Source organism: Paenibacillus sp. IHBB 10380 (assembly GCF_000949425.1).
GTDB lineage: Bacteria > Bacillota > Bacilli > Paenibacillales > Paenibacillaceae > Paenibacillus_AQ.
In genome coordinates this window covers 3,012,112-3,037,814 of record NZ_CP010976.1, presented here as the reverse complement: position 1 = coordinate 3,037,814, position 25,703 = coordinate 3,012,112, and the positions used below count along the sequence as shown (strand labels likewise).

Annotated in this window: 31 protein-coding genes, 1 pseudogene and 1 riboswitch; of the genes and pseudogenes, 27 read left to right on the top strand and 5 right to left on the bottom strand. The window is 40.3% G+C overall.

Going from position 1 to position 25,703, the window contains the following annotated elements:
* Nucleotides 1-55: 55 nt before the first annotated feature.
* The 4 genes from UB51_RS13390 to UB51_RS13375 all read left to right on the top strand — a co-directional run bounded on the left by UB51_RS13390 (nt 56) and on the right by UB51_RS13375 (nt 3,574).
* Entirely contained in the window at nt 56-604 is a 549-nt protein-coding gene (locus tag UB51_RS13390; RefSeq protein ID WP_044877722.1) for a GNAT family N-acetyltransferase, read from the top strand.
* Nucleotides 605-669: 65 nt separating this feature from the next.
* Complete coding sequence (locus UB51_RS13385) at nt 670-1,590, top strand: GNAT family N-acetyltransferase (protein ID WP_044877721.1); 921 nt, start codon at nt 670-672, stop codon at nt 1,588-1,590.
* A 581-nt stretch (nt 1,591-2,171) separates the two neighbouring features.
* Complete coding sequence (locus tag UB51_RS13380; RefSeq protein ID WP_234405437.1) at nt 2,172-3,197, top strand: M23 family metallopeptidase; 1,026 nt, start codon at nt 2,172-2,174, stop codon at nt 3,195-3,197.
* The gene (locus UB51_RS13375; RefSeq protein WP_052675921.1) at nt 3,197-3,574 is read left to right on the top strand and encodes a YkvA family protein; all 378 of its coding nucleotides are present in this window, start codon (nt 3,197-3,199) and stop codon (nt 3,572-3,574) included. The genes UB51_RS13380 and UB51_RS13375 overlap by 1 nt, the downstream gene beginning before the upstream one ends.
* 15 nt (nt 3,575-3,589) lie before the next feature.
* On the opposite strand, the gene UB51_RS13370 is transcribed toward UB51_RS13375, so the two are convergent.
* Complete coding sequence (locus UB51_RS13370; RefSeq protein ID WP_044877720.1) at nt 3,590-3,982, bottom strand: winged helix-turn-helix transcriptional regulator; 393 nt, start codon at nt 3,980-3,982, stop codon at nt 3,590-3,592.
* Between the two features lie 145 nt (nt 3,983-4,127).
* Between UB51_RS13370 and UB51_RS13365 the strand changes: the two genes are divergently transcribed.
* The 11 genes from UB51_RS13365 (at nt 4,128) to UB51_RS13315 (ending at nt 14,957) form a co-directional block, all read left to right on the top strand.
* On the top strand, nt 4,128-4,802 hold the full coding sequence (locus UB51_RS13365) for an NAD(P)H-dependent oxidoreductase (protein ID WP_044877719.1): 675 nt from the start codon (nt 4,128-4,130) through the stop codon (nt 4,800-4,802).
* 170 nt (nt 4,803-4,972) lie between these two features.
* A complete protein-coding gene (locus UB51_RS13360) occupies nt 4,973-5,407 on the top strand; it encodes a GNAT family N-acetyltransferase (RefSeq protein ID WP_044877718.1) in 435 nt (144 codons plus the stop codon).
* Nucleotides 5,407-6,618 carry an MDR family MFS transporter gene (locus UB51_RS13355; protein WP_044877717.1) on the top strand — a complete coding sequence of 404 codons (1,212 nt, stop codon included), beginning with the start codon at nt 5,407-5,409 and terminating at the stop codon, nt 6,616-6,618. The genes UB51_RS13360 and UB51_RS13355 overlap by 1 nt, the downstream gene beginning before the upstream one ends.
* Nucleotides 6,619-6,730: 112 nt before the next feature.
* The gene (locus tag UB51_RS13350; RefSeq protein ID WP_044877716.1) at nt 6,731-7,066 is read left to right on the top strand and encodes a hypothetical protein; all 336 of its coding nucleotides are present in this window, start codon (nt 6,731-6,733) and stop codon (nt 7,064-7,066) included.
* A gap of 70 nt (nt 7,067-7,136) precedes the next feature.
* Nucleotides 7,137-7,239: riboswitch (TPP riboswitch) on the top strand.
* Nucleotides 7,240-7,418: 179 nt separating this feature from the next.
* Nucleotides 7,419-8,042: a thiamine phosphate synthase gene (locus UB51_RS13345; RefSeq protein WP_044877715.1), complete on the top strand. Its 624-nt coding sequence runs from the start codon at nt 7,419-7,421 to the stop codon at nt 8,040-8,042.
* The gene (gene thiO / locus UB51_RS13340; protein ID WP_044877714.1) at nt 8,039-9,193 is read left to right on the top strand and encodes a glycine oxidase ThiO; all 1,155 of its coding nucleotides are present in this window, start codon (nt 8,039-8,041) and stop codon (nt 9,191-9,193) included. Before UB51_RS13345 ends, thiO begins: the two co-directional genes overlap by 4 nt.
* Nucleotides 9,190-9,396 (top strand): sulfur carrier protein ThiS, encoded by a 207-nt coding sequence (gene thiS / locus UB51_RS13335; protein WP_044877713.1) that lies wholly within the window; start codon nt 9,190-9,192, stop codon nt 9,394-9,396. Before thiO ends, thiS begins: the two co-directional genes overlap by 4 nt.
* A 1-nt stretch (nt 9,397) precedes the next feature.
* Entirely contained in the window at nt 9,398-10,165 is a 768-nt protein-coding gene (locus UB51_RS13330) for a thiazole synthase (protein ID WP_044877712.1), read from the top strand.
* A gap of 337 nt (nt 10,166-10,502) precedes the next feature.
* The gene (locus UB51_RS13325) at nt 10,503-10,964 is read left to right on the top strand and encodes a MarR family winged helix-turn-helix transcriptional regulator (protein ID WP_234405436.1); all 462 of its coding nucleotides are present in this window, start codon (nt 10,503-10,505) and stop codon (nt 10,962-10,964) included.
* Nucleotides 10,961-14,128 (top strand): MMPL family transporter, encoded by a 3,168-nt coding sequence (locus UB51_RS13320; protein ID WP_044877711.1) that lies wholly within the window; start codon nt 10,961-10,963, stop codon nt 14,126-14,128. The genes UB51_RS13325 and UB51_RS13320 overlap by 4 nt, the downstream gene beginning before the upstream one ends.
* A 202-nt stretch (nt 14,129-14,330) precedes the next feature.
* Nucleotides 14,331-14,957, top strand: coding sequence for a GDSL-type esterase/lipase family protein (locus UB51_RS13315; RefSeq protein WP_044877710.1), 627 nt, complete (start codon nt 14,331-14,333; stop codon nt 14,955-14,957).
* A gap of 29 nt (nt 14,958-14,986) precedes the next feature.
* Here the strand turns inward: UB51_RS13315 and UB51_RS13310 are convergent, their stop codons facing one another.
* The 3 genes and pseudogenes from UB51_RS13310 to UB51_RS13305 all read right to left on the bottom strand — a co-directional run bounded on the left by UB51_RS13310 (nt 14,987) and on the right by UB51_RS13305 (nt 17,072).
* Nucleotides 14,987-15,655 (bottom strand): tetratricopeptide repeat protein, encoded by a 669-nt coding sequence (locus UB51_RS13310; protein WP_044877709.1) that lies wholly within the window; start codon nt 15,653-15,655, stop codon nt 14,987-14,989.
* A 59-nt stretch (nt 15,656-15,714) separates the two neighbouring features.
* Nucleotides 15,715-15,789, bottom strand: a pseudogene (locus UB51_RS29755) (GTP-binding protein); the annotation flags it as partial.
* Nucleotides 15,790-15,887: 98 nt separating this feature from the next.
* Nucleotides 15,888-17,072, bottom strand: a complete 1,185-nt coding sequence (locus tag UB51_RS13305; RefSeq protein ID WP_044876240.1) for an IS256 family transposase — start codon at nt 17,070-17,072, stop codon at nt 15,888-15,890.
* 323 nt (nt 17,073-17,395) lie between these two features.
* Between UB51_RS13305 and UB51_RS28300 the strand changes: the two genes are divergently transcribed.
* From UB51_RS28300 to coaD, 12 genes are all read left to right on the top strand, one after another.
* On the top strand, nt 17,396-17,563 hold the full coding sequence (locus UB51_RS28300) for an alpha/beta hydrolase family protein (protein WP_160297268.1): 168 nt from the start codon (nt 17,396-17,398) through the stop codon (nt 17,561-17,563).
* A 55-nt stretch (nt 17,564-17,618) separates the two neighbouring features.
* Nucleotides 17,619-18,287, top strand: coding sequence for an SGNH/GDSL hydrolase family protein (locus UB51_RS13300; protein WP_044877708.1), 669 nt, complete (start codon nt 17,619-17,621; stop codon nt 18,285-18,287).
* Between the two features lie 117 nt (nt 18,288-18,404).
* A complete protein-coding gene (locus UB51_RS13295; RefSeq protein WP_044877707.1) occupies nt 18,405-18,623 on the top strand; it encodes a helix-turn-helix domain-containing protein in 219 nt (72 codons plus the stop codon).
* Between the two features lie 143 nt (nt 18,624-18,766).
* Nucleotides 18,767-18,877, top strand: a complete 111-nt coding sequence (locus UB51_RS29030) for a YjcZ family sporulation protein (protein WP_234405435.1) — start codon at nt 18,767-18,769, stop codon at nt 18,875-18,877.
* A 47-nt stretch (nt 18,878-18,924) separates the two neighbouring features.
* A complete protein-coding gene (locus UB51_RS28550) occupies nt 18,925-19,041 on the top strand; it encodes a sporulation protein YjcZ (RefSeq protein ID WP_199924932.1) in 117 nt (38 codons plus the stop codon).
* Between the two features lie 260 nt (nt 19,042-19,301).
* A complete protein-coding gene (locus tag UB51_RS13290; protein ID WP_044877706.1) occupies nt 19,302-19,841 on the top strand; it encodes a GNAT family N-acetyltransferase in 540 nt (179 codons plus the stop codon).
* Nucleotides 19,842-20,009: 168 nt separating this feature from the next.
* On the top strand, nt 20,010-20,513 hold the full coding sequence (locus UB51_RS13285) for a ferritin (protein WP_044877705.1): 504 nt from the start codon (nt 20,010-20,012) through the stop codon (nt 20,511-20,513).
* Between the two features lie 206 nt (nt 20,514-20,719).
* Nucleotides 20,720-20,893 (top strand): YjcZ family sporulation protein, encoded by a 174-nt coding sequence (locus UB51_RS27860; protein WP_144407017.1) that lies wholly within the window; start codon nt 20,720-20,722, stop codon nt 20,891-20,893.
* A gap of 259 nt (nt 20,894-21,152) precedes the next feature.
* Nucleotides 21,153-22,181, top strand: a complete 1,029-nt coding sequence (locus tag UB51_RS13280) for a globin-coupled sensor protein (RefSeq protein ID WP_044877704.1) — start codon at nt 21,153-21,155, stop codon at nt 22,179-22,181.
* 387 nt (nt 22,182-22,568) lie between these two features.
* The gene (locus tag UB51_RS28295; RefSeq protein ID WP_160297267.1) at nt 22,569-22,739 is read left to right on the top strand and encodes a hypothetical protein; all 171 of its coding nucleotides are present in this window, start codon (nt 22,569-22,571) and stop codon (nt 22,737-22,739) included.
* A gap of 612 nt (nt 22,740-23,351) precedes the next feature.
* A complete protein-coding gene (gene rsmD, locus UB51_RS13275) occupies nt 23,352-23,948 on the top strand; it encodes a 16S rRNA (guanine(966)-N(2))-methyltransferase RsmD (protein ID WP_044877703.1) in 597 nt (198 codons plus the stop codon).
* Nucleotides 23,932-24,447, top strand: coding sequence for a pantetheine-phosphate adenylyltransferase (gene coaD, locus UB51_RS13270; RefSeq protein ID WP_044877702.1), 516 nt, complete (start codon nt 23,932-23,934; stop codon nt 24,445-24,447). The genes rsmD and coaD overlap by 17 nt, the downstream gene beginning before the upstream one ends.
* On the opposite strand, the gene UB51_RS13265 is transcribed toward coaD, so the two are convergent.
* Nucleotides 24,422-25,645, bottom strand: a complete 1,224-nt coding sequence (locus UB51_RS13265; RefSeq protein WP_044877701.1) for a nucleoside recognition domain-containing protein — start codon at nt 25,643-25,645, stop codon at nt 24,422-24,424. The two genes, coaD and UB51_RS13265, sit on opposite strands and share 26 nt — an antisense overlap.
* Nucleotides 25,646-25,703: the final 58 nt, after the last annotated feature.

Here is a 25,703-nt window from a genome sequence, read left to right as displayed (position 1 = left end):
TTTTTAGGATCAACAAGAGTTAAACAATAACCAATATAGTGAGGAGTTTTCATCAATGACATTGTTTCAAGTACAAGAGATGAGTATTAGGCTTCTAACACCTGCAGACGCTGTTCTATTGATGAAATGGCTGAGTGACCCTGTTGTATTAGAGTACTATGAAGGTCGTGATCGTTCACATGATATGGAACTAGTTCAAGAGCATTTTTATAAGGATAGCGACGACAGTGTAACCCAATGTATAATTCAATATGAATCAAAAGCAATTGGGTATATTCAGTTTTATTTAATAGAAGATGAAGAAATACAGGAATATCAATATGAAGACTTCAAAGGTGAAATATATGGTATGGATCAATTTATAGGAGAGCCTGAATTCTGGAATCAAGGAATCGGGACTCTTTTAATTAAAGAAATGGTGAAATACTTAATAGAACAAAAAGGTGCAAAGAAAATTGTAATGGACCCTCAGGCTTGGAATACAAGGGCATTGAAAGTCTATGAGAAAAATGGATTTGTAAAGAAGAGATTGCTTGAGAAACACGAATGGCATGAAGGAAAATTAATGGATTGTTGGCTAATTGAATATGACGTAATGACATAGATATTGATTTGGATATATAGTTGAGTGAAGCTAACCAAAAAATATTGAAAATGAGGTGTAGAGATATGAAGAATCAAATTAAATTAGAAGTGGCAACCCAAGATGATGCCGAGCAAATTAGAGATATGATGATTTTAATAGAGGCAGATGAGACGTCCAGGTGGTATTCTAACGGCGAAAGACCCTATATTCCTGGATTTGATTCGGTATCAATGCATGAATACCATGCAAGAGAGGAAAATTACTACAAGATATTAATGAATGAAATATCTATTGGAGTCATTCTTATATCTACAACAGGAAGAGAGCATGGAAGAATAGATCGCTTATATATTGATCCTAAGCATCAAGGTAAGCAGATTGGCTCTAAAGTCCTTCAGCTCATTGAAGAGAAATATCCGAAGGTAAAGATTTGGACTTTGGATACGATTCAAAAAAGTACTAGAAATCATCATTTTTATGAGAAAAATGGATATAAGGTAGTAGCAGAAAATGATTATGAAAGATATTACTGCAAAGAGATTGATGATCCGAACTGCGATGTAAATAGATTAACTAGAAATAAAGACTTTAGTAAACATAATTTTCGTGATTGTAATCTTCAGGAAGCTGATTTTTATAATATTAATTTAGAGAAGTCCTGTTTTTCTGATGCGAATATGAGTGGTATTAAACTTCAAAATATTAACCTATCTAGAACATACATAACAAACACAAATTTGAGCAATTCAATTCTTGGCGATTCCAATATGAGTAACGTTGAAATTTGCCATGTTTCGTTAGCAGGCGCTTATATACATGATGTTAACTTAAACACTGGAAATGATAAGCTACCGCTTGTCCTTGAAAGATGTGAAATGATTAATAGTACTATAACTGATTCGAATCTACAGAATCTGTCTATAAAGAATTGTAACTTAGACGGCATGAGTATTGATGGGATATTAGTTACTGATTTACTAGAGGTATACAGTATGAAACGTTAGGGAAACCATTTGAAGGTAACATATTACAAACAAGAAGGAGACTCCAATGACAGAATCAAAGAAGGATCTGAGATCAAGCCTCAGACCCTTTTTTCTCTTGATTTACAATTACATCATGAATTGGTAATCTTATCTTCGAAGAAAGTATTATCATAAGATTTCAATGTTCAATTTTTCTCGAAATAGTTTCAAATTAATGGAACTTGTACTCATTAAGAACGTATCAATAATGTGGATATAGTCATAACAAAGTGAGGTGTAGTGCATTGCCAATAACTATTCGTCCTCGATTAACTTTTACTTTCTTATTTCCACGTTAACCTGCCCCAAAACAATACATAAGTAAATCACACAATCTAATGAAATCTTTAACGAACATGAATGGATAGCTCATAAAATTAAGTTACTGTTAAGATTCTGTTTCGAACGAGATAAACCTCATCGGTTACAATCATTAATAAGAAACAAAAAGGGGCTCTAATTCATAATCAGTGCTTGAAGAAAATAGAAACCTATGCTGATCGTAGCGGTCATTTATCAAGCATTTATTTTGGTGTTGAGCCCAAAAAGGAGAGAAGAAATTGATAAAACATCGTAAAATGAAACGAAATATCATGCTGCTAAGTCTAATTTTTGCATTAACCGCCAGCTCAGTTACAGCTTACGCAGAAGCCTCTAAAACTTCAGGCTCCCAAACAAGTACCAGCCCTTCCGCGAAAAATGAGAAATCATCACAAAATAAAATGACAGCCTTTACGCCAGAGCAATTGCCTAAGCTATTGCTACAAGGAAAGTATGATCGCATATATAAACAATTGAGCCCTCCATTCAAAAAACAAATCTCATTAAAGGATCTAAAGAAAGTAGGCCTCCCCTTCCATAAAGGTATTGCCTCTTATACACTGCTGTCACAGTTGCATGCAAATGATATAAAGAGGTATATATGGCTAGATAGTAAGGGAGAAAAAGGCATCGAAGTCATTTTCGATAGTAAAAATATTATTCATAGTATGCTGTTCAAAAAAATTCAAAAATTCCCTGAGACAGATGCTCAGCGTACTAAAACGACGTTCGAACTTCCATTTCACGGAGATTGGTTTACCTATTGGGGTGGAACAAATGCACTAGTCAATTATCATTATGACCATGAGACCCAGCGTTATGCGTATGACATTGTTATGAAGAATAAAGGCCTCAGTTATAAAGGCGATGCCACAAAAAATGAAAGCTATTATGCTTTCGGTCAGCCGATCGTCGCTGCCGCTACAGGTAAAGTCGTTCAAGTCGTCAATGACATTGAAGATAACGTACCTGTTGGGACAGCGAATGAAGAGCATCCAGCCGGAAATCATGTCATTATCGATCATGGCAACGGGGAGTTTAGCTACTACGCCCATTTACAAAAAGGTTCGGTTAGTGTCAAAGTCGGTGACGAAGTGAGTGTCGGGGATGACCTCGGAAAATGCGGGAATTCAGGCAATTCTAGCGAAGCTCATCTTCATTTCCAAGTCTCCGACGGTGCAGACCTGTTCACTTCCAAATCGATACGTGTACAATGGAAAGACGCAGACGACTATGTGCAAGGCTCAACAATAAAGGCCCCCTAATGAAGAAAGTCGATGATAAGAACACTGTGGAACTCACAGTGAATAAATTTAAATATAGCAAAGAAAATGAGGAGCTTGTAAAAAATAGCTTCTGGACAAAGATGAAGAAATCTGCTGGAAAAATTCCGTTTACCAAAGATGCTATTGCCATGTACTATTGTGCCGTTGATGCTAAAACACCTCTTTGGGCGAAGGGGATAGCCTTTGGCGCATTGGCCTATTTCGTTTCACCCATAGATGTTATTCCAGATGTGATTATCGGATTAGGTTTTACAGATGATGCAGCCCTGATTGCGGCAGGAATTAGAGCGATCTCGGGTCAGGTGACGGATGAGCATAGAAATAAATCAGAAGCGTTCTTTAATGGAGAAAAATAACGGTTCAGCTCTAAGCTACAATTTTTTATCTGTTACTTCTAGACAGCTTTCTACGGGAAGCTGTTTTATTTTGTATTCCTCGCCCCATTCTTTCATAAGCTTAATAATTGGAATTAGCGTTTTCCCAAATTCCGTTAGTGAGTATTCGACTTTCGGAGGTACCTGATGATAGACCTCGCGATGGACCACACCGTCCTCTTCCAATTCCCGGAGCTGCAACGTTAGCATACGTTGAGTAATTCCCGGGCTTATTCGGCGAAATTCGTTAAACCGCTTCGTGCCCTCCATTAGATGATATAAGAGAATTCCCTTCCATTTGCCTCCGATGACGTCCAGCGTAAATTCTACAGGGCAAGCCTGCTTATCGCCTCCAGGACAATCCCCGAAGCCACCTTTTCGATTGCGCATATTTATTTCACTCCTCATAGTATCATTTTGTATACTATATAACATTAATGTGCGTACTTCTAAACATGCGATATATACTCTAATATTAAACTTGTAATTGGCAAACAGTCAAACTTAATGTGTGCCAAGAAAGGGAGTATAAATGATGGAAAATTTGACAACAACCAAGAATGAAATCTTGTCTGCTTACCAATTTAGACACGCAACTAAAGAATTTGATAGCAGCAAAAAAATTAGCGATTCCGATTTCCGATTTATTCTGGAAACCGGACGATTGTCACCAAGTTCCTTTGGTTTTGAACCATGGCGGTTTGTCGTTGTGCAGAGCCAGGAGATCCGCGAGAAGCTACACCCTTACGCTTGGGGAGCCCAAAAACAGCTTACGACTTCTAGTCATTTTGTGCTTATTCTGTCAAGGCTGCCTAAAGATATGGTTGCCGATTCTGACTATATTCAGGGTATGTTGAAGAATGTGCAGAAGTTGCCTGCTGAGGTTGTAGTGGGAAAAGGAAACGTATATGATAATTTTCTGAAATTAGAGTTCGGACTGCAAGAGAATGAACGGGCGATGTTCGAATGGGGCTGCCGGCAGACCTATCTTGCGCTTGGTAATATGATGACTGCTGCAGCCCAAATCGGCATCGACTCATGCCCGATGGAGGGTTTCAATAAGGAGAAGATTGAGCATATCCTGGCCGAAGAAGGAATCATGGATGCTGAGCATTTCGGAATTTCCTGCATGGTAGCCTTTGGATATCGCCTGAATGAGCCACGCGGGAAAACGCGGCAAACCGCTGAACAAGTGATTCAGTGGGTGTAATACAACATACAAACGACAGGCCGGGATTTATCTCTGGCTTGTCGTTAATAGTCGATTATAGACCTATCTTTGATATATCGATCATTCTAAATACTTGAATTTTCCCTCCAAACCCATTACAGTTACGGAATGACTATTGTATGAAGACAAATTTGTTGGAGGGTTAAGACATGCTAATTAACGTTAAATCGTATATTCACAAATTGGAAGTAACAGAGCTACTATCGTATGCGGTTTTTCCAGATGATAAGTCTTTGAACGCTGCTATAGATCGGTATGAAGGTAGTGAATCTTTACGTTTATATGGCTTCGAAGATGAGGAGCTGCTCGTAGGTCTAATTGGGTATGAGATGGACGATGAAAGAATGATAACCATTCATCATATTGCCGTATTGCCTGAGAATCGGATGAAGGGATACGGACGAGGAATGATGCTCGAACTACTAGAAGCTCAAAACCCAGCACAAATTATTGCAGAGACAGATGAAGAAGCGGTTGATTTTTATCGCAATATTGGATTCGTGGTGTACAGTTTGGGTGAAATTCATCCTGGAATAGAGCGGTTTCGTTGTGTGTACGATGCTGCGGTAGAAGAAGAGGAATAATGAATGCACAATTGAAACAAATACATCCTTTATCATGGACAATTATTATAGGAACGATTTTTGGAAGAATGGCCACGTCTATGAGTATTCCATTTCTCTCTATTTATTTGATTAAATCAATGGGAGCCTCACCTTCACAGACAGGTATTGTTGTAGCGGTGAGCTCTCTGATTGGTGTATTCGCTAGCTTTTATGGTGGATATATATCTGATGTCATAGGTCGTAAGAAGATTTTATTGATTTCGATATTTGGTTGGGCACTGGTTTTTATCGGATTTGCAGTAGCGGATAAAATCTGGATTTTCTTTGTCATGAATGCACTCAACGGATTATGCCGTGCAATGTTTGAACCTACCTCGCGTGCACTTCTGGCTGATATTACACCCCAGGAGAGTAAACTACTCGTATTTAACTTACGATATGCTGCAATCAATCTCGGAGTCGTATTTGGACCGATTTTGGGACTTCAAATGGGGGCATCTGAATCTAGCTGGGCGTTTGTAATAGCCGGATTAGTTTATTTTTGCTATGGCGTGACGTTGATCATTCAGTTTCTTCGCTACAAGGGAATGGGCTTGGCTTCGACCCAAGTGGGTGAACGGTTAACGCTTACGGGTGCACTGCGAGTAACAGGTAGAGATCGAGTATTTGTGTATGTTCTCATGGGTATGATTTTTTGCGTACTTGGCTATGGGCACTTCAGTTCAACATTACCCCAATACATGGAGATGAGCCCGAGCATCGAAGATGGAGCTAAATGGTTTAGTTATATGCTCTCCCTGAATGCGATCATTGTGCTGGCTTTCCAGTTCCCCGTTGTTCGTATTGCGAGTAAGTGGTCTCCAATTACGCCTCTTATTGTCGGAAGCGCTTTGGTATCTTGTAGCTTGTTACTATTCGGTATTTTTCAATCGTTTATTGGATTCATGCTCAGTGTGGTTCTTTTTACGATTGGAGAAGTTCTCATGTTTACAATGACAGACATCCTTATAGATCGTATTGCCAAGCCGGAATTACGAGGAACTTATTTTGGAATGATAGGTTTTAATAATTTGGGTAATGTTATGGCGCCCTTACTTGGAGGGTTCCTGTTGGATGCGCTTGGTGTAGACTACTCGATTATTATTTTCACGGTGATTGCGTTAACTGCAGCGTTTGGAATACCGTTCTTACTATCTGCACGTCGTATATTAGAGCAGCAGAATGACTAGATTCATTATTATTTATAGGGGAGCTATTCTAAGGGGGAGTTGCTCCCAAATGTATTTTAAATATCTCTACACAATGCTATAATTCACCATATATAACAGAAGGAGGATTCAGATGAAGAAAGCAATGATTCTATTAGTTACCTTTGTCGTGGTATTAACGTTAAGTACACAAACATCCTATGCAAACCCAGTTAACGCCAAGAGTAGTAACAATAATAATGTTGTAGAAGTATCAGTAAATAGTTTGACAAATCAGCTAGAATCTCTTAAAAAGGTCCAAAAGAAGTTGGAAAAGCTACAGAAGGAATTTGATCAGCTAGAAAAAAAGAAGAAAAACTTAGCTGTAACATCGAAGAAATATCGGGATATTTTAAGCGAGCAGACAAAGATCATCAAGAAGATGACAGATTTACAAAAGGATATTGCGAAAATATTAAAATCTAAATAGCTTAGGTTTGTAAAATAAAATAGATTTTCTTTTTCATTTATTCATGGTAGGATGTATCCAATTGAATACGTTAGATCACTAGGGGTGCTATTTAGCTGAGACGGAAATGTGATTCCAAACCCTTTGAACCTGATCTGGATTATACCAGCGTAGGGAAGTGAGCTTGAACTTTGGTTGAACTATTGTTTGTTTACGTACATATGCGTACATAGGTGGACATTCACTTGGCTATTGATATAAAGCTTCCTTCTCTAAGCAGAAGGGGGCTTTTTTTGTTCTCTTTCTTCATTAATTTGGTCATGGAATTCTTCTGTAGGATGAATTGAATTACGAGTGTGTAGGAGGTCATGAAATGTCAGTTCGAGAGTTACATGTCATTTCAAACGGTCAGCATGAATTGGAACACTTTGTATGGATAGCAGAGCGAACCCATTCTTATGTAACAGCTTTTCATTTACGGGAGAAATCTAGCACTGCGGCGGAATTGTGGCGATGGGTTATGGCTTTGAAGGCAGGTGGGGTACCGATGCATAAAGTGATCATTAATGATCGTATAGACGTGGCTTGGGCGGCTCAGACAGGTGGGGTTCAGTTAGCTTATCATAGCTTACAAGTTCAGGAGATAAAGCATTCTTTTCCTGGATTGCGTATAGGGTGTTCAATTCATTCTGTACAAGAGGCCGATGACATGAGCAAACGTGGCGCTGATTTTCTTCTTTACGGACATATCTTCAGAACGAATTCGAAGCCTGATCAAGAGCCTAGAGGAATCCTCATGTTGAAGGAAGTTGTGGAGCATGTTCATCTTCCTATTATTGCTATTGGTGGCATTAAGCCAGAACATGTGCAACAGGTCATAGGAATGGGAGCAGCAGGAATTGCTATCCTATCGGGAATTACGTCAGCGTCTGATCCTATACAGGCGGTAAAAGATTATCGAAGAGAGCTAGATTTAGCAGGAGGTGAATGTAGTTGACGAAGTCGAAGTTCTGCGATGCCATCATTGTGGGTGGAGGAGTGATAGGCAGTTCTATTGCTTATTACATGTCTGCCAGAGGAATGAAAGTCGTTCTTATAGATCGAGACCGATTAGGGCAACAAGCCTCGCTTGCGGCAGCAGGGATGCTTGCAGCACAGGCAGAGATTGACGAAGCAGGTCCATTCTTCGATTTAGCAAGGTCCAGTCGTGCATTATTTCCTCAGCTAGCGAGTGAATTACAAGCGTTAACCGGCATAGATATAGGCTTTAAGCGACAAGGATTACTTCGTGTGGGGATAACAGCCGCAGATGTAGAAGCACTTCAACGGACCATTGCTTTTCAACAAAGTGTGGGAGAGCAAGCAGAGTGGCTATCTATGGATCAAGTCATTCAGAGAGAGCCAGAGATTTCTAGGGAACTGCAGGGTGCCATGTTAGTGGAAGGAGATGGGCAAGTAGATGCTCCTGAACTATCGCTTGCCTATGCCAAAGCGGCAGTAACTATAGGTGCAGACATCAAGGAGTTTACAGAGGTGAAGTCTCTTCTTCTAGAGCGAGGGCGAGTGGGCGGAGTGGTCACAAGTGAAGATGTACTTCGTTCTGATCGCGTCATTATAGCTTCCGGAACGTGGAGTGGACCGCTACTAGATCAAGTTGGCTTGAGTTGTCCGATCTATCCGGTTAAGGGTGAATGCTTCTCTGTTCTGACACATAAGCCGTTACTTTCTGCAACGATCTTTAGTCATGGATGCTATTTAGTTCCGAAAAGGGGTGGAAGGCTCGTTGTCGGAGCAACTAGCAAACGCCACAGTTATGATCGAAAGGTCACCTTAGGCGGAATATCGACGCTTTTAGAAGCAGCCAAGAGGCTTGTGCCAAGCATTGTAGATTCGGAATGGGAGAAAGCTTGGAGTGGGTTACGTCCACAGACTCTTGATGGCTTTCCTTATCTGGGGGAACATGAGACTTGTAAGGGATTATATGTAGCTGCGGGTCATTATCGTAATGGCATCTTGCTAAGTCCAATGACCGGCAAACTGGTTGCAGATTGGGCAGAGGGAAAGTCAGAGAAGCACCTTTCGTTAGAGCCTTATCGAATTCATCGGCATCAGAACATTTTACAAGAAAAGGCAGGTGCTTCATCATGAAGCTACAAATTAATGGAGAACAGGTGGAAGTACCTGACACGCAAGTTACGACGATCACAGATTTACTTACCCATTTTGGCTTGGACAATAAAGTGGTTATTGTGGAGTGTAATCAGCAAATTCTGGAGAAATCTTCACACTCAGAGACGTTACTGTCGGATGGAGACCGGGTTGAGATCGTACATTTTGTAGGGGGCGGCTAACATGTTAAAGATCGGAACATATGAATTCAACTCACGCTTATTGCTCGGAACGGGAAAATTCCCAAGCTTTGAGATTCAGAAGGAAGCGGTAAATGTATCAGAGTCACAGATATTGACGTTTGCGGTCAGAAGAATGAACATTTTTGAGGCGACTCAGCCTAATTTTCTGGAAATGTTGGATATTAGCCAATATACGTTGCTTCCGAATACAGCTGGGGCGAAGACCGCTGAGGAAGCGGTTCGTATTGCTAGACTAGCTAAGGCCTCTGGACTTTGTGACATGATCAAGGTTGAAGTGATTGGCGATTTTAAGACATTACTACCAGACCCTTTTGAGACGTTAAAAGCATCTGAAATGCTACTTGCTGAAGGGTTCATAGTACTTCCTTATACATCTGATGATGTGTTGTTAGCGAAGAGACTACAGGATTTAGGTGTTCATGCCATTATGCCAGGCGCATCCCCGATTGGATCGGGCCAGGGCATTATTAATCCACTAAATTTAAGTTTTATTATAGAGCAGGCAACAGTACCTGTTATTGTCGATGCTGGGATTGGGAGTCCAGCTGACGCAGCGTTCGCAATGGAGCTTGGAGCCGATGGTGTATTACTAAATACAGCTGTTTCCGGAGCTCGAGATCCGGTGAAAATGGCTTTGGCGATGAAGCTTGCAATTGAAGCAGGAAGACTGGGATTCGAAGCTGGAAGAATTCCGAAGAAAAGATACGCTTCGGCTAGCAGTCCGATGGAAGGATGGAGTCGGACTTGATGAGCTGATTTGGCTTTTAATTAGAGAAAAATAGAAGTTGAAGTCTGGTTTAGGACCTCCCAATGTGTTGATTCCTCTTTGTTTATCAAAATAAAACGACCCACAAACTTTATAAGTAACTATCATGTGGCTTGGTAGGTGTGCCTTGATGAAAAAGCATTCGCCGCTTCGGGAATATGAGTGAGTGATTTTGTTGTTGTCATCGCTGTACTTATGATTGACACACCTACTGACTTAGAATATAGTTCTATTATCAAATAGTTTCATTGTAGAACTATTTGACAATAGAACTATTTGATTTATGAACGATACAGATTAGAGAGGCGTGAACAGCAAAGTGGAACATCAACAACCAAGACATTGGATCGAACGATACATGACAGCAACGATGATTATGACTAAACGCTTCCATGGAGAAATTAGCGAAGTCATTGGTCAGGATTTAACAATAGATCAATATCAGCTTTTACGGTTAATTTATTTAGAAGATAAGAATTGTACATCTACTGTGTTAGCAGAACAATTCTATGTAGGCAAAAGCTCCATTACAGCCATGACGAACCGTCTTGTTGAGCACGACATGATTGAGCGTACAAGAGATGAATCCGATCGTCGTCAAGTTTATTTATCTTTAAGTGAGCACGGGCATAAGATTTATACAGAGGCGGAAGAACAAGTACAAAAAATGGTGGGGGACTATCTTGTCCATTTCACACAGCAAGAGATTGAGACTTTTATTACATTGTATGAAAAGCTGGCCCGTTTGGTACAGGACACAGGGGGAGATGAGAAAATATGAAAATCATACTTAAAGCTAGATGGGGAATTATTGTATTATGGCTAATTGCAACTGTAGTGTTAGTTCTCACGGCGCCGCCCGTAAGTGATTTGATCCGTGAGAATGGACAAATCGATGTTCCGAATGGGTATTCTTCTACAGAAGCGACTCGTATTATGGATGAAGTGGCTAAGGAAAGCGGGGGTAGTCAGGGAACTCAAATAGCTCTTGTATTTCATGATGTGAAGGGTCTTGATGATTCAGCCAAAAAAGAAATTGAGCAGGCGTTCGGTGAGCTTGAGAAGAATAAGGAAAATCTAAGCATAGAGTCTATAGTCAATCCTTTTGAACAACCTGAGATTGCTAGCAAGTTAATTGCCAAGAACGGTAATACCATCATGACTTCAATTTCGGTAGATCTAAGTACTAAATCTATGAAGGAAATAGAGGTCGGGTTACATACAGCTTTAGAATCTATTAGCGTGCCTCACTATTTGACAGGTAAAGATCAGATCAATGAGGATACTATCATTAGTTCACAAGAGGGATTAAAGAAATCGGAGTATATTACGGTTGTGTTCATACTCATCATACTTTTTGCCGTCTTCCGTTCTTTTGTCGCACCGTTTGTGCCTCTTTTAACGGTTGGTATTAGTTATATTACGTCCCAATCCATTGTTGCCTTTTTGGTGAATTGGTTCGGTTTCCCAATCTCTACATTCACTCAAATCTTTATGGTGGCTGTGATGTTTGGAATTGGGACGGATTATTGTATTTTGTTGATCAGTCGGTTTAAAGAAGAGTTAGGTCGCCAAGATGATATAGGGACAGCTATAGTAGAGACTTATCGGACAGCTGGGAAGACGGTATTCTTCTCCGGTCTTGCCGTTCTGGTTGGGTTTCTGGCCATTGGTTTTGCGAAATTTACATTGTATCAATCGGCTGTGGCTGTAGCTGTTGGGATTGCTGTCATGATGGTCGCTTTGGTAACGATTGTTCCTTTTTTTATGGCAGTCTTAGGTCGTAAGTTATTCTGGCCTATGAAGAAATCGATTGAGCATAAAGAGAATCAATTATGGGGGGCTGCGGGTACATTCTCTCTTAAGCGTCCATGGGCCGCACTACTCATTATCGCTATTATCGTGACACCATTCTTAGTAACGTATGACGGTAAGCTGTCATTCAACAGTCTTGAAGAAATCGGAGATAAGTATGAATCCGTTGAAGCTTTTAATATTATCTCAGACAGCTTTGGGCCAGGAGAATCTCTCCCTGGTCAAATTGTGATCAAGAATGATGACAAGATGGATACTACGGAATATATGGCTCTTGCTGAGAAAATTAGCCGTGAAGTGCAGAAGGTTAATGGTGTTGCAGGGGTACGTAGTTTAACACGTCCTATGGGTGATGTTATTGAAGATTTCCAAATCCCTAAGCAGCTGGGTACATTGTCTGATGGTTTAAGTGAAGGTGGTAAAGGGATAGATCAGATACAGACAGGTCTTGCTGATGCAAGTCGGCAGTTGAGTGATAATGAGCCTAAATTGAAAGAGGCCGTTGCAAGTACAGGCAAATTGTCTGAGGGTACAGGTAAACTTAAGGATGGTATTAGTGAGCTTGGTACAGGGCTAAGTAAAATTCAACAGGGTATTAAAGATGGCTCTATGGGAGCTGGGGAACTGAAGAAGGGCCTAGAACGGGCTAAGAAAAGTGCAGTGCAGTTGGCAAAAGCAAACGAACAGCTACTAGCTAGTTACGGCACTATAGGTGAAGGATTAGGTGCGCTAGATGGAGGTCTGAAACAACTTCAACAGCAAATGAATGGTGTAGCCCATAGATTGAACCAACTGGAAGCATCATTTACTAGCTTGGAGGCCAGTCATCCAGAGCTGCTACAGGACAAAGATTACCTTACGATTAAAGGAACCGTAACGGAGAGCGGTAAGGGTGTTATGGCTCTGTCAGCGGGATTAATTAAAATTAGCAGTCAGCTTGAACAAGCGACGGCAGGATTGAAGCAAGCTAATCAAGGTTATGCTGGCGTGTCTGCAGGGCAGAAAGCTCTCTCTAAAGGATTTGATCAATTTATTACCGGTATTGGTAAGCTGCAATCGGGATTAAATCAAGCTGCGGATGGTCAAGGGCAAATCGTAGATCAAGTACCTCAAATAGAGAAGGGACTATCAGAGCTACAGAGTGGACAGAATCAATTACAAGATGGCTTTGGTCAGTTAACGGGACAGATTAGCGAATTAACCGATGGGCTAGATCAAAGTGCTAAAGGACTATCTCAAATCTCGGGTGGTATTACGACAGCACAACAATATCTTACTCAGATTGAAGATGCTCCGGATCAAGAGCTAAGTGGTTGGTATATTCCGGAAGAGGTATTGAAGAATGCGGATTTCACACAAGTATTTGATACCTATCTATCTCCTCAGCGTAAGGTTATGACTATTGATGTTATATTTGCAGAGAATCCTTATGGTACGGAAGCGATCGGTAGTATAGAAGATATTCGCACTGCAGTAGATAGAGCAGTCGTAGGGACTAAGCTAGAAAATGCCGAGATCGCGATTAGCGGTGTGACAAGTACCTTTGCGGATTTGCAACAAATATCTAATGCAGATTACACGCGAACGGTCATCTTGATGCTTGGAGGAATATTCATTATTCTCGTTATTATGTTGAGATCTATTATAATGCCGATATATCTCATTGGTTCGTTAGTCCTTACGTATTTCACGGCCTTGGGTGTGACAGAGGCAATCTTCGTTAATATGCTTGACTACTCTGGCATTAGCTGGGTAACACCGTTCTTTGGATTTGTTATGTTGATGGCGCTTGGGGTTGATTACAGCATCTTCCTTATGGATCGGTTTAATGAGAACAAAAGTTGGAATGTCCAAGAAGCTATACTGCACGCGATGCGGAATATGGGAACTGTTATTTTGTCTGCTGCTGTTATATTAAGTGGCACATTCGCTGCTATGTATCCATCAGGCGTACTATCGATGCTTCAGATTGCAACGGTTGTCCTGGTAGGACTTGGGTTATACTCGCTACTTATTCTTCCGTTCTTTGTGCCTGTCATGGTGAAAATATTCGGTCGGGCCAATTGGTGGCCGTTCCCCAATAAGCATGAAAAGAGTACCGAATCTGAATCTAGATCGATTCATATGTAGCATTAGATAGAATGGACCAAGATAAAAGATGATTAGAAGAGGCTACCGGTTAGATATGGTGGCCTCTTTGTTATTTATTTTTATAATAAGGGGTTCTATGATGTCCATTGTCCGTGACGAGATAGATCTTATATTCATAAATTAGTAGTGGAAGGTTTAGATAACTGAAAGAGCGAGATATCAATTCAGGAGGTTGAGGTAAATGGTATACCATTACACAGCTATAGGTGATTCTTTAACCGTTGGTTATGGTGCTTTGCCGGGCAATGGTTTCGTGCCGGTGTATCGAAGACTTGCAGAGTATCATTTTCAGACTTTTGTAGCTTGTGATAACTTGGGAATCAATGGATTAACTACTCAGGGGCAATATGATCTTATAAGCCGAAACTTATCTTTCCGGCAATCGTTACAACGCTCAGATATCATTACATTGTCGATCGGTGGTAATGACTTAATTAGAGCGGCTAAATTACTGGGTGCTACATCACAACACTTCAATAAAGCACTTTCTGAGTGTCAGGCGAATTTCGGGCGTATCATCAAAGGGTTGTATCACATCAAGAGGAACACGAACCAGTCCTATATTATTCGTGTCATCGGTTTATATAACCCACTTCCCCAAGTAGTAGAGGCGTCATATTATGTTCAACAGTTCAATCAATATATCGAGCGCTATCAGAGTAGGACGTTAGCAGTGGCTAATATATACCCGCTTTTTCATGGGAGAGAGAGAGAGTTATTATCGCTAGATCATGTTCACCCTAATAGTCGTGGCTATCGTATCATCGCAGATCAATTAAATCGTTTAGAATATAGACCGCTGGGCTGAAGGGTCTATTTTTTTGGAACTCCAGATCTCTAGGTCATTTTTCTCAAAAGACTGCGGACAGCCCACTTGCGTTCTTGACGTTTTTTGTACTTCGGTAGCGTGCGATAGATATCAATAGATTCTTGAAATGCAGATTTGGCATCTTCTTTTCGATCTAATGCCTTATACATCATACCTAACAGATAACAAGCTTCGCTTGAAGAAGAGTGAATCGTTTGGAATTGCCGCACATAATGCTGAGCTTTCTCACGATCTTGATTCTGGTACACTCCTGCTAGTCTGAGATACGGCTCTCCATATTTGACTCTAGGATTAATATCTAGACCTTTAAGAATGTAGGCTTCACCCCGATCGATAGAGCCTAGCTTTAACAACACTGTGCCTAGGTCACTCCAATATTCAGCAGATTGTTCGTAGGGTTCTTGAATCATCTCCAAAATGGCTAGTGCTTCTTTGTATTTTTTACGCTCCATGAGTAGACGTGCTAGCTCATATTTAGAAGATACGTCGTTGTAATTTAGAGCAATTTCACTACGTAGCTTTGAAATTTTACTCATCCGTTTAAAGGGCTTTGTGATACTGGGAAACACCCCAACATAACGGCGATCCAGTAGATAGACTACTACAACAATAACAAGTAGTGCGAGAAATGGATTCCCTAATATTCGCCATAATAGAAAAAAACCAATAAATTTCATAAATTACCTCCAAAATGAGATTAGTAAGCATGCTTTCGATTACAGTTGAGATAAGGCTCGCTCGTGTATAGCATATGCTCGGTCGTTGTCGTCTTTCCCGCATCTACATGTGCAAATATACCGACGTTTCTTCTAGATTAATTCGTCATGTATAAGTAGCTCCGTTAGATAACAATTGGGAGCGTCAAGATTTATGTGTAAATAAAAATAACCTTGTCTTGAAGAACTAGGATTAGTCTTTGGTCGAGAACATAGCTAGCAGTTCTGAGCGAGCTTGATCAAAACCAATATGACAACGTGTAGCAAAGCGTTGGTTATAGCTTTCAAACTGTGAAACCAAGAACTTTTCAAGTGCTTCTTCATTGGGGAATTGCTCTTTACGATTTGTGTATTTCTTAATCTGTTTGTTAAACGATTCGATTAAATTCGTCGAATAAATGCTTCTCCAAATAGGCTTTGGAAAGCTATAAAACGTAAAGATGTAGGGATTTTCTTGTAGGGATTTAACGACCTTAGGATAAGCAGCCCTCCACTTGTCACAAAAGGTTGCTAGAGCTGCTTTACCAGCTTCTTCATCATCGGATCGATAGACGGATTTGAAGTCTTCGCAGATCTCTGCTCGATCTGAGACGCGAACTTTATGGGCTATATTACGAGCTAAATGAACACAGCATGTTTGGTACTTTGCCTGCGGATAGATCTCCTGAATCGCATTCACAATACCTGTGAGTCCATCGGAGATAAAGAGAAGGATTTGTTCAGTACCACGCTGTTTCACGTCATGGAGCAGTTCTTTCCAGATGTACGCTGATTCGGTTGGTGCAATGGCGTACGCGAGTACTTCCTTAGAACCATCCTCACGAATTCCCACGGCAAGATAGACAGCTTCCTTAGATACAGTTTCACGCTTAACTGCGATATATGTAGCATCGATATAGACGCATACATATCGCTTCTCAAGTGGGCGTTTCATAAAAGCGTCGACATGTTCGACCATTACTTTTGTCATGTTAGATATGGTTTGTGGCGTGTAATGGTGACCATACATTTTCTCGATTAGGTCGGCAATCTCCGTCATCGTTACGCCCTTTTGAAACATGTGAATGACGAAGGATTCTAGCGTGTCATTCGAGCGTTTATACGGTGCTACGGTCTGTTGCTTAAACTCTCCATTACGATCTCGGGGAATGTTTAACTGCAGGTCCCCATACTCGGTATGAAGCGTTCGGCAGTAGCCACCGTTTCGAGAATTACCTGAATTCACGCCTATACGGTCATATTTTTCATAGTCTAGGAATGCAGTAAGCTCCGTCTCTAGCAGATGATTCATGGCAGACTCTAAGTGACTGCGAAATACTTCCGTTACATCTTGCTTTGTGACTAGAGCTTGGACTAAATCTGTTGTAAAATGATTCATAGGGAAGACCTCTCTTTGAATTGTTGTGTGGTAACTCAATTCTACAAGAAAAGGTCTTCCTTTTTCTATTTACACAAAATATTTTACGCTCTCTAACAATTATTGTAAGCCTTATTATATCATAGGCTTATATAGGGTTGTCATTTGAATCAGTTTTTTACTATAGTATATTGTAGTCCCTACTAGATAGGATAGAAACGGAGGGGGATTTATTACCTGCGAGCTTATAAATAAACACAACCCAGGCTCCTTCCGCTTTATTAACATTAAATGGATTTTTTTAGACTCTGATTCTAGCTATATGGTAAAATGAAAATGCTTTCATGTATTTAACCCTTCAGTTGTCATTATCTTTGGGTCAGTTCAATGTTCTGCATGAGCTTCACGTATTTCCAGAAGGGAACCATGGACTAGGACTTGTGATAGAAATTCCTGAAGTAGCCATTTGGACAAGCTTGTGTATGACTTGGCTCAAGAAACAAGGGATGTAGTCTGTGTTCATTAACATGTAGGCATGATTTATAAAGGAATGGAGATGAATTTAATATGCAACTTAGTAAGAATGATACACTTTTATTTATTGGAGATTCCATCACAGATTCCGGTCGTGTTTTCCCCGTAGGAGAGGGTGGATTTGGACAGTTAGGCGATGGGTATGTAACTCAAGTAGATGCACTATTGAATGCCGTATATCCAGAGCTTGCCATCCGTACTTTAAACACAGGTATAAGTGGAGATACGATACGTCATTTGAAAGCTCGCTGGGCAAAAGATGTAGTGGATCTTAGTCCAGACTGGTTATCTATCATGATTGGTACGAATGATGTGTGGCGTCAGTTTGATAATCCACTCAATACGGAAGATCATGTTTATTTGGATGAATATGAACAGACACTTCGTACACTTGTTGATGCCATTCGTCCTTCTTTGAAAGGTCTTGTTCTTATGACTCCTTACTACCTTGAACCTAATTTGAATGATCCGATGCGAGCAACAATGGATATTTATAGCGGCGTAGTTAAGAAAATTGCTGATGAATTTAACGCTATCGTTGTCGATACGCAAAGTGCCTTTGATTCACTATCTGAATATGTGTATTTGTCATCACTATCTAATAATTGGGATAGAGTACATCCTGGACAACGAGGTCACATGACGCTTGCTCGTGAATTTTTACAGGCAGTGGGATTTTCTTGGAATGGAGAGAACAACTGAGTTAAAGGACAGCCTACACATCCTTTTAATCCTGATAAGGGTACCTTTTCTTAAGATTATTTAACGGAGTATTATAAAAAATCTGTTTCATCCGATAAATATCTTGAGGTGATCGATTTGGCCAAGAAGGGACAGACGTTTAATTCCTATAGTTTGGATATTAAGAAAAAGGCTATCGAATTGCGATTACAGGGTATGACTAAAAAAGAAGTTGCTACTGCTTTAGATATCGCAGATATCGGACGTTTAAAAGTATGGATGAGGAAATACCGAGAGCAAGGAGATTCAGGTCTAGTGGATCGGAGAAAACGAGTCCAGAAAATACAGAATGTATGATTTGTTTAAATGTGCGGAATAGGCTGTACATGTGAAGCCCTGAATAAGGGCTTTTTCTTTTGTCAAAATTGGGGGAATGACTAGACCAATGAACTCCACACTGACATATCTTACAATATGTTAAAGGGAAAGGAGGAATTGGAATGAGCGAAGTAGCAGGTTACGGTTATGCCCCAAATCCTTTTACATCAACAGGTGCGATTTTAGTTCTGTTTATCTTGTTGGTTATTATTACACGTGCGTTCCTTTACTAGAAAATACTAAATCACTTATATTCCTTTTATAGAAGGGAGGAGATCTCATGAGCGGATGTGTTGGCGGTGTAGGAGCTTCACCTTGTAGCTCTACAGGAGCTATCTTGGTACTTTATATTTTGTTGGTTATCATTTTAGCAGGCCTTGGAAGAGGATTCTGTTAATAAGATCTTTATTAAAGGGTCGGGAAGCATTTATATGCTTCCCGACCCTTTGCGAAATATAAGCAAGTATAAGTTTTCACTATACTTGCTTATATTTCTACGAGAAACGGTTACCGTCCCTCTAAGGACGGCAAAGCCGTTTCTTCTTGATTATTAAAGTACAAGCTTCGATAGTTGTATCTTTCTTAGCACAAGTTGAAGCTTTTCAGAAGAGATGCTAGCATGAATCCATGGATATGACTTTTAATGGAGGGATAGGAATGGGTACATATAATATTGTTAATGAGTTCGTAAATGAACATGTAAAAGGCCATCAAGCGAATTCAGAGGATACAGAGGAGATCATGGAACTACTTATTCAAACAGCGAGATGGCTACAAAGTCAAGGCTCCACGCAATGGAGTGGCTTATTAGAAGGAGAAGATAGTCATAACATGGCAGGTTGTATTTCTCATGGAGAAGTATTTTCTTTTAGACAAGATCGTGAATTGGTTGGTGTGGTTATTCTGATGCAACAGCCCAGCCCGTGGGATATTAACCTCTGGGGTGAGGGAGCTATAGCGTGTGACTCTGCAGTATATTTACATCGACTAGCTATTAAACGTGGTTTTGCGGGGCAAGAATTAGGACGAGATATTCTCCAGTGGGCTGCAAAGAGTATTGAATTTAAAGGTAAAGATCGTATTCGACTTGACTGTATTCGTAACAATGAGACACTGAATCGTTTTTACCAACGAAGCGGCTATACCTACATAGGTGAAGCCAAAGGGTTCAATAAGTATGAGAATCTGCTTAATTAAGAACATATATTTATAAATAGAGGGGAATCCTTTTCTAGACAAATATCCACTGGGCTTGCTGATGAAATAGGTGTCGTGTTACGATAAGGATACTTTTTTGCTGTTAATAATTGGGCAAGAGTAGAGTGTTAAGATAAACTACTATAAAGAAGATGAGGTGACCTGTATATGAAAGACGAATTAGCAAAAGCATTAAACGAACAGATGAATTTCGAATTTTATTCAGCTCATGTATATCTTGCAATGGCTGCATACTGTTCAGCTGAAAGCTTGGAGGGATTCGCTAATTTCTTCACTGTTCAGGCTGAAGAAGAGCGATTCCATGCAATGAAAATATACAAGTTCCTCAATGATCGCAGACATCGGGCAACAATAGGTGCATTACAAGAACCTAAGAACGAGTATGCTTCGATGCTTGATGTTTTTGAGCATGGGTATTCACATGAGAAACAGAACACTAAGAAATTTTATCACTTGGCAGATTTAGCTACAAATGAACGTGAACATGCAACGATATACTTTTTGAAATGGTTTATTGATGAACAAGTTGAAGAGGAATCATTGTTTGATAACATTATTCAGAAACTAAAGCGTATTGAAAAAGATAGCAACGCATTCTATATGCTTGATGCAGAATTTGCTAAACGCTCATTCACACCTCCAGCAGAATAATTGAACTGTCTTTTCAAATAACCCCCCTTTTTTAAGGGGGGTTATTTGTATGCTTCTACAATAACCAAATTCCGTTGTTTGGTGAGTTCTTCTGCTCAAAGTTGGACGATGTTAACTGAATTTTATTTGCTTACCGTTTAGCCCTTCCCATAATCCAAATTGTACATATGCTAGGATGTACTCTAGACCAAAGGAGGAATTAACTTATGAGCGGAAATGGATGTTGTGGAAATGCTGGCGTTGGCGGAAATAGCGTTGGCAACAATAATGTTGGAGGATATGGTGGTGGATGCGGTATTGGTGGAGCTTACGGCTCTACAGGTGCCATCTTAGTTCTGTTTATTTTGTTAGTGATCATTACAAGTGCATTTTGCTTTTAAACAAATAGTTCGAAGAACTGAACTTCACAACTCCGCGCATTTTTAGCTAGCGGAGTTTGTTTTTTTCTGTCTGATTAACAACGAGAAACGTATTTTTGTTATAATTTTTATAATGAGAGATAAATCACAGCATTTTTTTGTAATCGCATACATGAAATATGTTATAATTTCTCAATATAACCTATAATGATTAAATTACCATTTTTAATCTATATATTTTAACTTTTACATAATTATAAATACGGGGGATTTAACAAAGATGATAAATGTTACACAGGTTAGACAAGAGCAGTTAGATTATATCGGGTTGACGGAGACAGAGTTACAGATTTTATCAGCTAATCATGATGTTTTTGTGAAGGTAGTGGATGAAGTGGTGAACCGCTTCTATGAACACATTGACAAACAACCGGATCTTAAACGGGTTATAGATCAAGCCGCATCATTGGACAGATTAAAGGAAACTCAGCGTGAGTATTGGATGTCGATGACAACAGGTGTAATTGATGAGGAGTATATCCAAAAGAGAATTGCTATTGGTCTGGTGCATTCTCGAATAGGTTTGTCTTCAAATTATTATTTGGGTTCTTATATTGTTTATTTAGATATAGCAACAGACATTCTTCGTCAGATTAGACCAGATCATTGGATATCGATTACACATGCCTTAAGTAAGATGTTTAATCTAGATTCTCAGCTAGTTCTTGAGGCTTATAATAAGAAAGAGAAAGAGCAGCTATTTAACTTGGCAGATCAACAGGATCAGATACTACAAACGGTCACGGAAGTAGCACAAGAGTTAGCTGGGATGATTGCAGAATTGCATGGAAATGCGGGCTCCATCGCTGAAACTGCCCAAGTGGCAGTAGATTCTCAGGAAATGGCACATGACTTAATGGAGCAATTAGGTACAGAGGTGGGTCAGATTGAGAACATGGGTGTACTCATCCGTGAAATTTCTAATCAAAGTCATCTACTGGGTCTAAATGCAGCTATTGAAGCGGCGCATGCAGGTGAATTTGGACGTGGATTTAATATCGTAGCTGAGGAAGTTCGTAAGTTGGCATCTACTTCGCGTAGCGCACAAGAGCAAATACAGAGTAAGGTGGAAGCTATTATGCGCAAGCTAAGTAGTGTTCAGCTTGTGTCGAGGGATACATTGAACAACATGAAGATACAAGCAGCAAGTTCGGAGGAACTGACGAGCTTTGTAAAAATGATTGAAAAGGTAGCGACAGATTTGGAAATGCTACAGGTTGAGAAAAGGCAGGCTTTGAGCATCAAATGACAATGACACTTATGTATGATTGAAGTCGTATTCGTATACGAAGTCAGACCATTGTAGGCTACCGAAATATCGTCGGCTTTGTTGATTTTACGGGGCAAGATCATGGGACGTACGATTGAAATGGATCAGGCACTTCGCCTAGATTGAAGCATGGATGATTCTGAATTTTGCCTAAGTATTAACTTTAAGTAAAGTGTTTATTCATTAAATGATATAATTCGGTAATACAGATACCCTATTATGGGGTATTTTATATTTGACTAGTATACTCCCAATTCTGTCAAAACTTCCGACTTGTATTACCTGCGAGACGGATTTGAGTTTTCTGTGCATTTGAAAAGCGGCGTATAAATTAACACTATCTATATATGATTGGAGTTGTTGTAAATGTTGGAACAAGAGGAACGAATACGAGAACTTGAAGACCGTATTCATAGGTTGGAGAATAACCCGAGGCAAGCCAGAGGAAGAAGTGGGAAAATAGTCTTGTGGTTTATTTTTTGGTTTTTCATTTTCCTAATCAGTGTTGGAGTGATTCAGTTTATAGCTGCTAAATAATGAATACCCCGTAAGGCTCACGCTTTGCGGGGTATCTTTGGTTACAGAACTTTCAGCGTCTCACCTTAGCGCGTTCATGATCGGTTGATACTTCCGCTATTCCGGTTATGAGCTCATCGCTATGGAGCTTTATAGATTTGGTATGTGAGGATAAGGATAGTTATTGCTTCGAAAGCAGGCCAGAGAACATATTCCATTTATGTATTAATGAAATTCAGATTCTCTCCACTCTAAAAATAGGGTGCCCAATAGGTACCCATTTACTAATTCTCGACTGTTTGGACATAGGGGTGAATCGCAAAAAACTTGTTTACAAAGTCTTTGAACCACAAAAAAATTGGACGCCCCTTGCAGGGCGTCCTCATGGGAGAGGAGAAACCGGTCGAAGAGCTATGGGGAAACGTAATTCTTCTCCACGGTTGTCTACGACATTCTTTTGATGTCGATAATTAAAGCATGCCCGTAGAAATTCCTTTTTATACATAATCTTTCTAAATATCGACTCGAAATGGTCTTTCATTTTTCATTATCTAGCATAGTGTGGTACGATATCGTCATAAAAATGCTGATTTCGGCATTGGATCTTAAGCATAGAATGGGTGAATATAGCTAGTGAGAGTTGTATCGGGAAGTGCGAAGGGAAGACCATTGAAAAGTGTCCCTGGATCAGGAACAAGACCTACGACAGATAAAGTTAAAGAAGCTGTATTCAGCATGATTGGTCCTTACTTTGAGGGTGGAACAGTGCTTGATTTATTTGCTGGCACCGGTGGTTTGGGAATTGAGGCTTTGAGTCGTGGAATGGAACACGCCATATTTGTAGATATGGAGCCGAAGAGTATTGAGACAATAAGAGCTAACCTCAAAATAACGAAAATGGAGAATCAAAGCGAAGTTTATCGAAACGACGCTGCGAGGGCACTGAAGGTGCTAGAGAAACGCGGTGTTATTCTGAGTGTGATATTTCTAGATCCCCCTTATCGGATGAAGAATGCGGACGAGCTTATGCAGCAGATGCACGATAGAGGACTTCTACATGCTGATGCAACAATTGTCGTTGAGCATGATTCGAAATACGAGTACCCTGATGAATTGAATCATTTCACATGCACTCGTAAAGCGCTCTATGGGGAGGCAGCAATCACCATATATCGGTATCAAGTAGAGATGCATCCAATTGAGGGGGAACAACATGAACCAACAGAATAATTCACCACGCATTGCCGTATATCCCGGAAGTTTTGACCCTGTTACCTTAGGGCATATGGATATTATATTACGGGCCTCCAAGCAGTTCGATATACTCATCGTTGCTGTATTGAACAATCTTAGTAAGAATGCTTTGTTTTCAGTTGAAGAGCGTACAGATTTACTGAAGCAAGTGACAGCTGATATTCCTAATGTGCAGGTGGATAGCTTCCGAGATTTATTGGTAAATTATGTTCGGGAGAAAGAGGCCCGCGTGATCGTTCGTGGTATTCGCACAATAACGGATTTCGAATATGAGCTACAGCTTGCTTCTACGAATCATAAGTTAAATCCAGATGCAGAAACGATCTTTATGATGACGAATCCGAAGTATTCCTACTTAAGTTCTAGTCTAGTGAAAGAAATTGCACACTTTAATGGTGATTTGACCGAATGGTTATGTCCAGTAGTAGATCAAGCGCTACACGCGAAATTTAACGGGAACGAAGAGCGGAAGTAAATAGGGCTATCATAAGTGAGACCAGAAGTAAGCATCCTAGTATAAGCCCTTGCCATTCTAATAGCAGGGGTATTTTAGACCATAAATTAGGTGTGTCTAATGAATGCCAGGGGACATATGAGGACTCCATAAATGTAGGTTGAATATCCCGGTTTAATTGTTCCAAAGGCCTCCATACAAGAAGAGTAATTACAAATGCGTATCCCCCATGTAGCAGTTTGACCGTAGTATAGGTTAACCATCCTTTTCCAGTTTTCTTAAGGAGGGAGATGGATTGGAGTAATGCGCATAGACCGCTCCAGCCAATGAGTGCTGAGAGAAGAGACCATTTCATGATGGGTGAAAGACTTGAAGCTGAACTTAGCGCTTTGGTGCCTAAGTGCATTTCGAATAATCCAGCTACGTAGTAGCTTGGTATTTGGGGCAGTATAAAAAAGCTGACAATATGAATGATGACCGCAAATATAATGATATACCCACCAACAATCATAAGTGTCTGAACAGCGTGAGCGACTGCTTCTCCAAGTAATTTACCGAAGCTACGACCATCCCGGATACGGGCTTGTTCCATGGCAGTTATGACTCGACGAATGAGCGATGGACGAGACGGAGGATTCATGGACATTTGGGATATTGTAATCTTGTGTGTTGTGCTACGTTCTTTTCTACTGAATATTGTTAACGTAAGAAAAGCAATAATGCCAGATAGCCAATGAATACCTAGTAGCCAATAACCGGCAATGGGATGTCCAATCAGACCAATACCTATGACAACGATAACTGTCATAGGGTTGCAGAAATGCGATAACACAGCTGATTTTTCCGCCTCAGAGTGGCTTAGCTCGCCTTGTTCAACTAATTGCATGGTTGCTTGTGCACCACCAGGGTATCCTGTCGTCAACCCCATGACAAGTGGCCAGCCACTTGCACCTGGAAGACCGAATACTCTTCTCATTAAGGGTTCAAGCAGTACACCCATACCGTGTGCCCAACCATATGCAATTAACATCTCGGAGAGAACGAGAAAAGGAAGCAGAGCGGGAAATATGATATGCCACCAGAGGGAAAGACCTTGAAGGGAAGCCTGAAAGGTGAGCTCAGGGGAGCTGACAATGGCAATGACGAGTAGGATGGAAAGTGCACCTAACATCATAGTGACTAATGGAGCAAGCAGCAGATATTTACGACTTCTTATCATGAGCATCACCTCTTTAAGTGAACAATATATATAAATACAGAACAAGCTATTGCTCATT

Bases quoted from the DNA above. Each gene is read 5' to 3' on its own strand.
- UB51_RS13350 (WP_044877716.1), top strand. From the start codon at position 6,731: ATGAAGAAAGCAATGATTCTATTAGTTACCTTTGTCGTGGTATTAACG.
- UB51_RS28550 (WP_199924932.1), top strand. From the start codon at position 18,925: ATGAGCGGATGTGTTGGCGGTGTAGGAGCTTCACCTTGTAGCTCTACA.
- coaD (WP_044877702.1), top strand. From the start codon at position 23,932: ATGAACCAACAGAATAATTCACCACGCATTGCCGTATATCCCGGAAGT.
- UB51_RS13330 (WP_044877712.1), top strand. From the start codon at position 9,398: ATGTTAAAGATCGGAACATATGAATTCAACTCACGCTTATTGCTCGGA.
- UB51_RS13290 (WP_044877706.1), top strand. From the start codon at position 19,302: ATGGGTACATATAATATTGTTAATGAGTTCGTAAATGAACATGTAAAA.
- UB51_RS13385 (WP_044877721.1), top strand. From the start codon at position 670: ATGAAGAATCAAATTAAATTAGAAGTGGCAACCCAAGATGATGCCGAG.
- UB51_RS13320 (WP_044877711.1), top strand. From the start codon at position 10,961: ATGAAAATCATACTTAAAGCTAGATGGGGAATTATTGTATTATGGCTA.
- UB51_RS13310 (WP_044877709.1), bottom strand. From the start codon at position 15,655: ATGAAATTTATTGGTTTTTTTCTATTATGGCGAATATTAGGGAATCCA.
- UB51_RS13355 (WP_044877717.1), top strand. From the start codon at position 5,407: ATGAATGCACAATTGAAACAAATACATCCTTTATCATGGACAATTATT.
- UB51_RS13265 (WP_044877701.1), bottom strand. From the start codon at position 25,645: ATGATAAGAAGTCGTAAATATCTGCTGCTTGCTCCATTAGTCACTATG.
- UB51_RS29030 (WP_234405435.1), top strand. From the start codon at position 18,767: ATGAGCGAAGTAGCAGGTTACGGTTATGCCCCAAATCCTTTTACATCA.
- UB51_RS13315 (WP_044877710.1), top strand. From the start codon at position 14,331: ATGGTATACCATTACACAGCTATAGGTGATTCTTTAACCGTTGGTTAT.
- UB51_RS13285 (WP_044877705.1), top strand. From the start codon at position 20,010: ATGAAAGACGAATTAGCAAAAGCATTAAACGAACAGATGAATTTCGAA.
- UB51_RS28300 (WP_160297268.1), top strand. From the start codon at position 17,396: ATGTATTTAACCCTTCAGTTGTCATTATCTTTGGGTCAGTTCAATGTT.
- UB51_RS13300 (WP_044877708.1), top strand. From the start codon at position 17,619: ATGCAACTTAGTAAGAATGATACACTTTTATTTATTGGAGATTCCATC.
- UB51_RS13390 (WP_044877722.1), top strand. From the start codon at position 56: ATGACATTGTTTCAAGTACAAGAGATGAGTATTAGGCTTCTAACACCT.
- UB51_RS13370 (WP_044877720.1), bottom strand. From the start codon at position 3,982: ATGCGCAATCGAAAAGGTGGCTTCGGGGATTGTCCTGGAGGCGATAAG.
- UB51_RS13360 (WP_044877718.1), top strand. From the start codon at position 4,973: ATGCTAATTAACGTTAAATCGTATATTCACAAATTGGAAGTAACAGAG.
- UB51_RS27860 (WP_144407017.1), top strand. From the start codon at position 20,720: ATGAGCGGAAATGGATGTTGTGGAAATGCTGGCGTTGGCGGAAATAGC.
- thiS (WP_044877713.1), top strand. From the start codon at position 9,190: ATGAAGCTACAAATTAATGGAGAACAGGTGGAAGTACCTGACACGCAA.
- UB51_RS13305 (WP_044876240.1), bottom strand. From the start codon at position 17,072: ATGAATCATTTTACAACAGATTTAGTCCAAGCTCTAGTCACAAAGCAA.
- UB51_RS13365 (WP_044877719.1), top strand. From the start codon at position 4,128: ATGGAAAATTTGACAACAACCAAGAATGAAATCTTGTCTGCTTACCAA.
- UB51_RS13345 (WP_044877715.1), top strand. From the start codon at position 7,419: ATGTCAGTTCGAGAGTTACATGTCATTTCAAACGGTCAGCATGAATTG.
- UB51_RS13280 (WP_044877704.1), top strand. From the start codon at position 21,153: ATGATAAATGTTACACAGGTTAGACAAGAGCAGTTAGATTATATCGGG.
- UB51_RS28295 (WP_160297267.1), top strand. From the start codon at position 22,569: ATGTTGGAACAAGAGGAACGAATACGAGAACTTGAAGACCGTATTCAT.
- UB51_RS13375 (WP_052675921.1), top strand. From the start codon at position 3,197: ATGAAGAAAGTCGATGATAAGAACACTGTGGAACTCACAGTGAATAAA.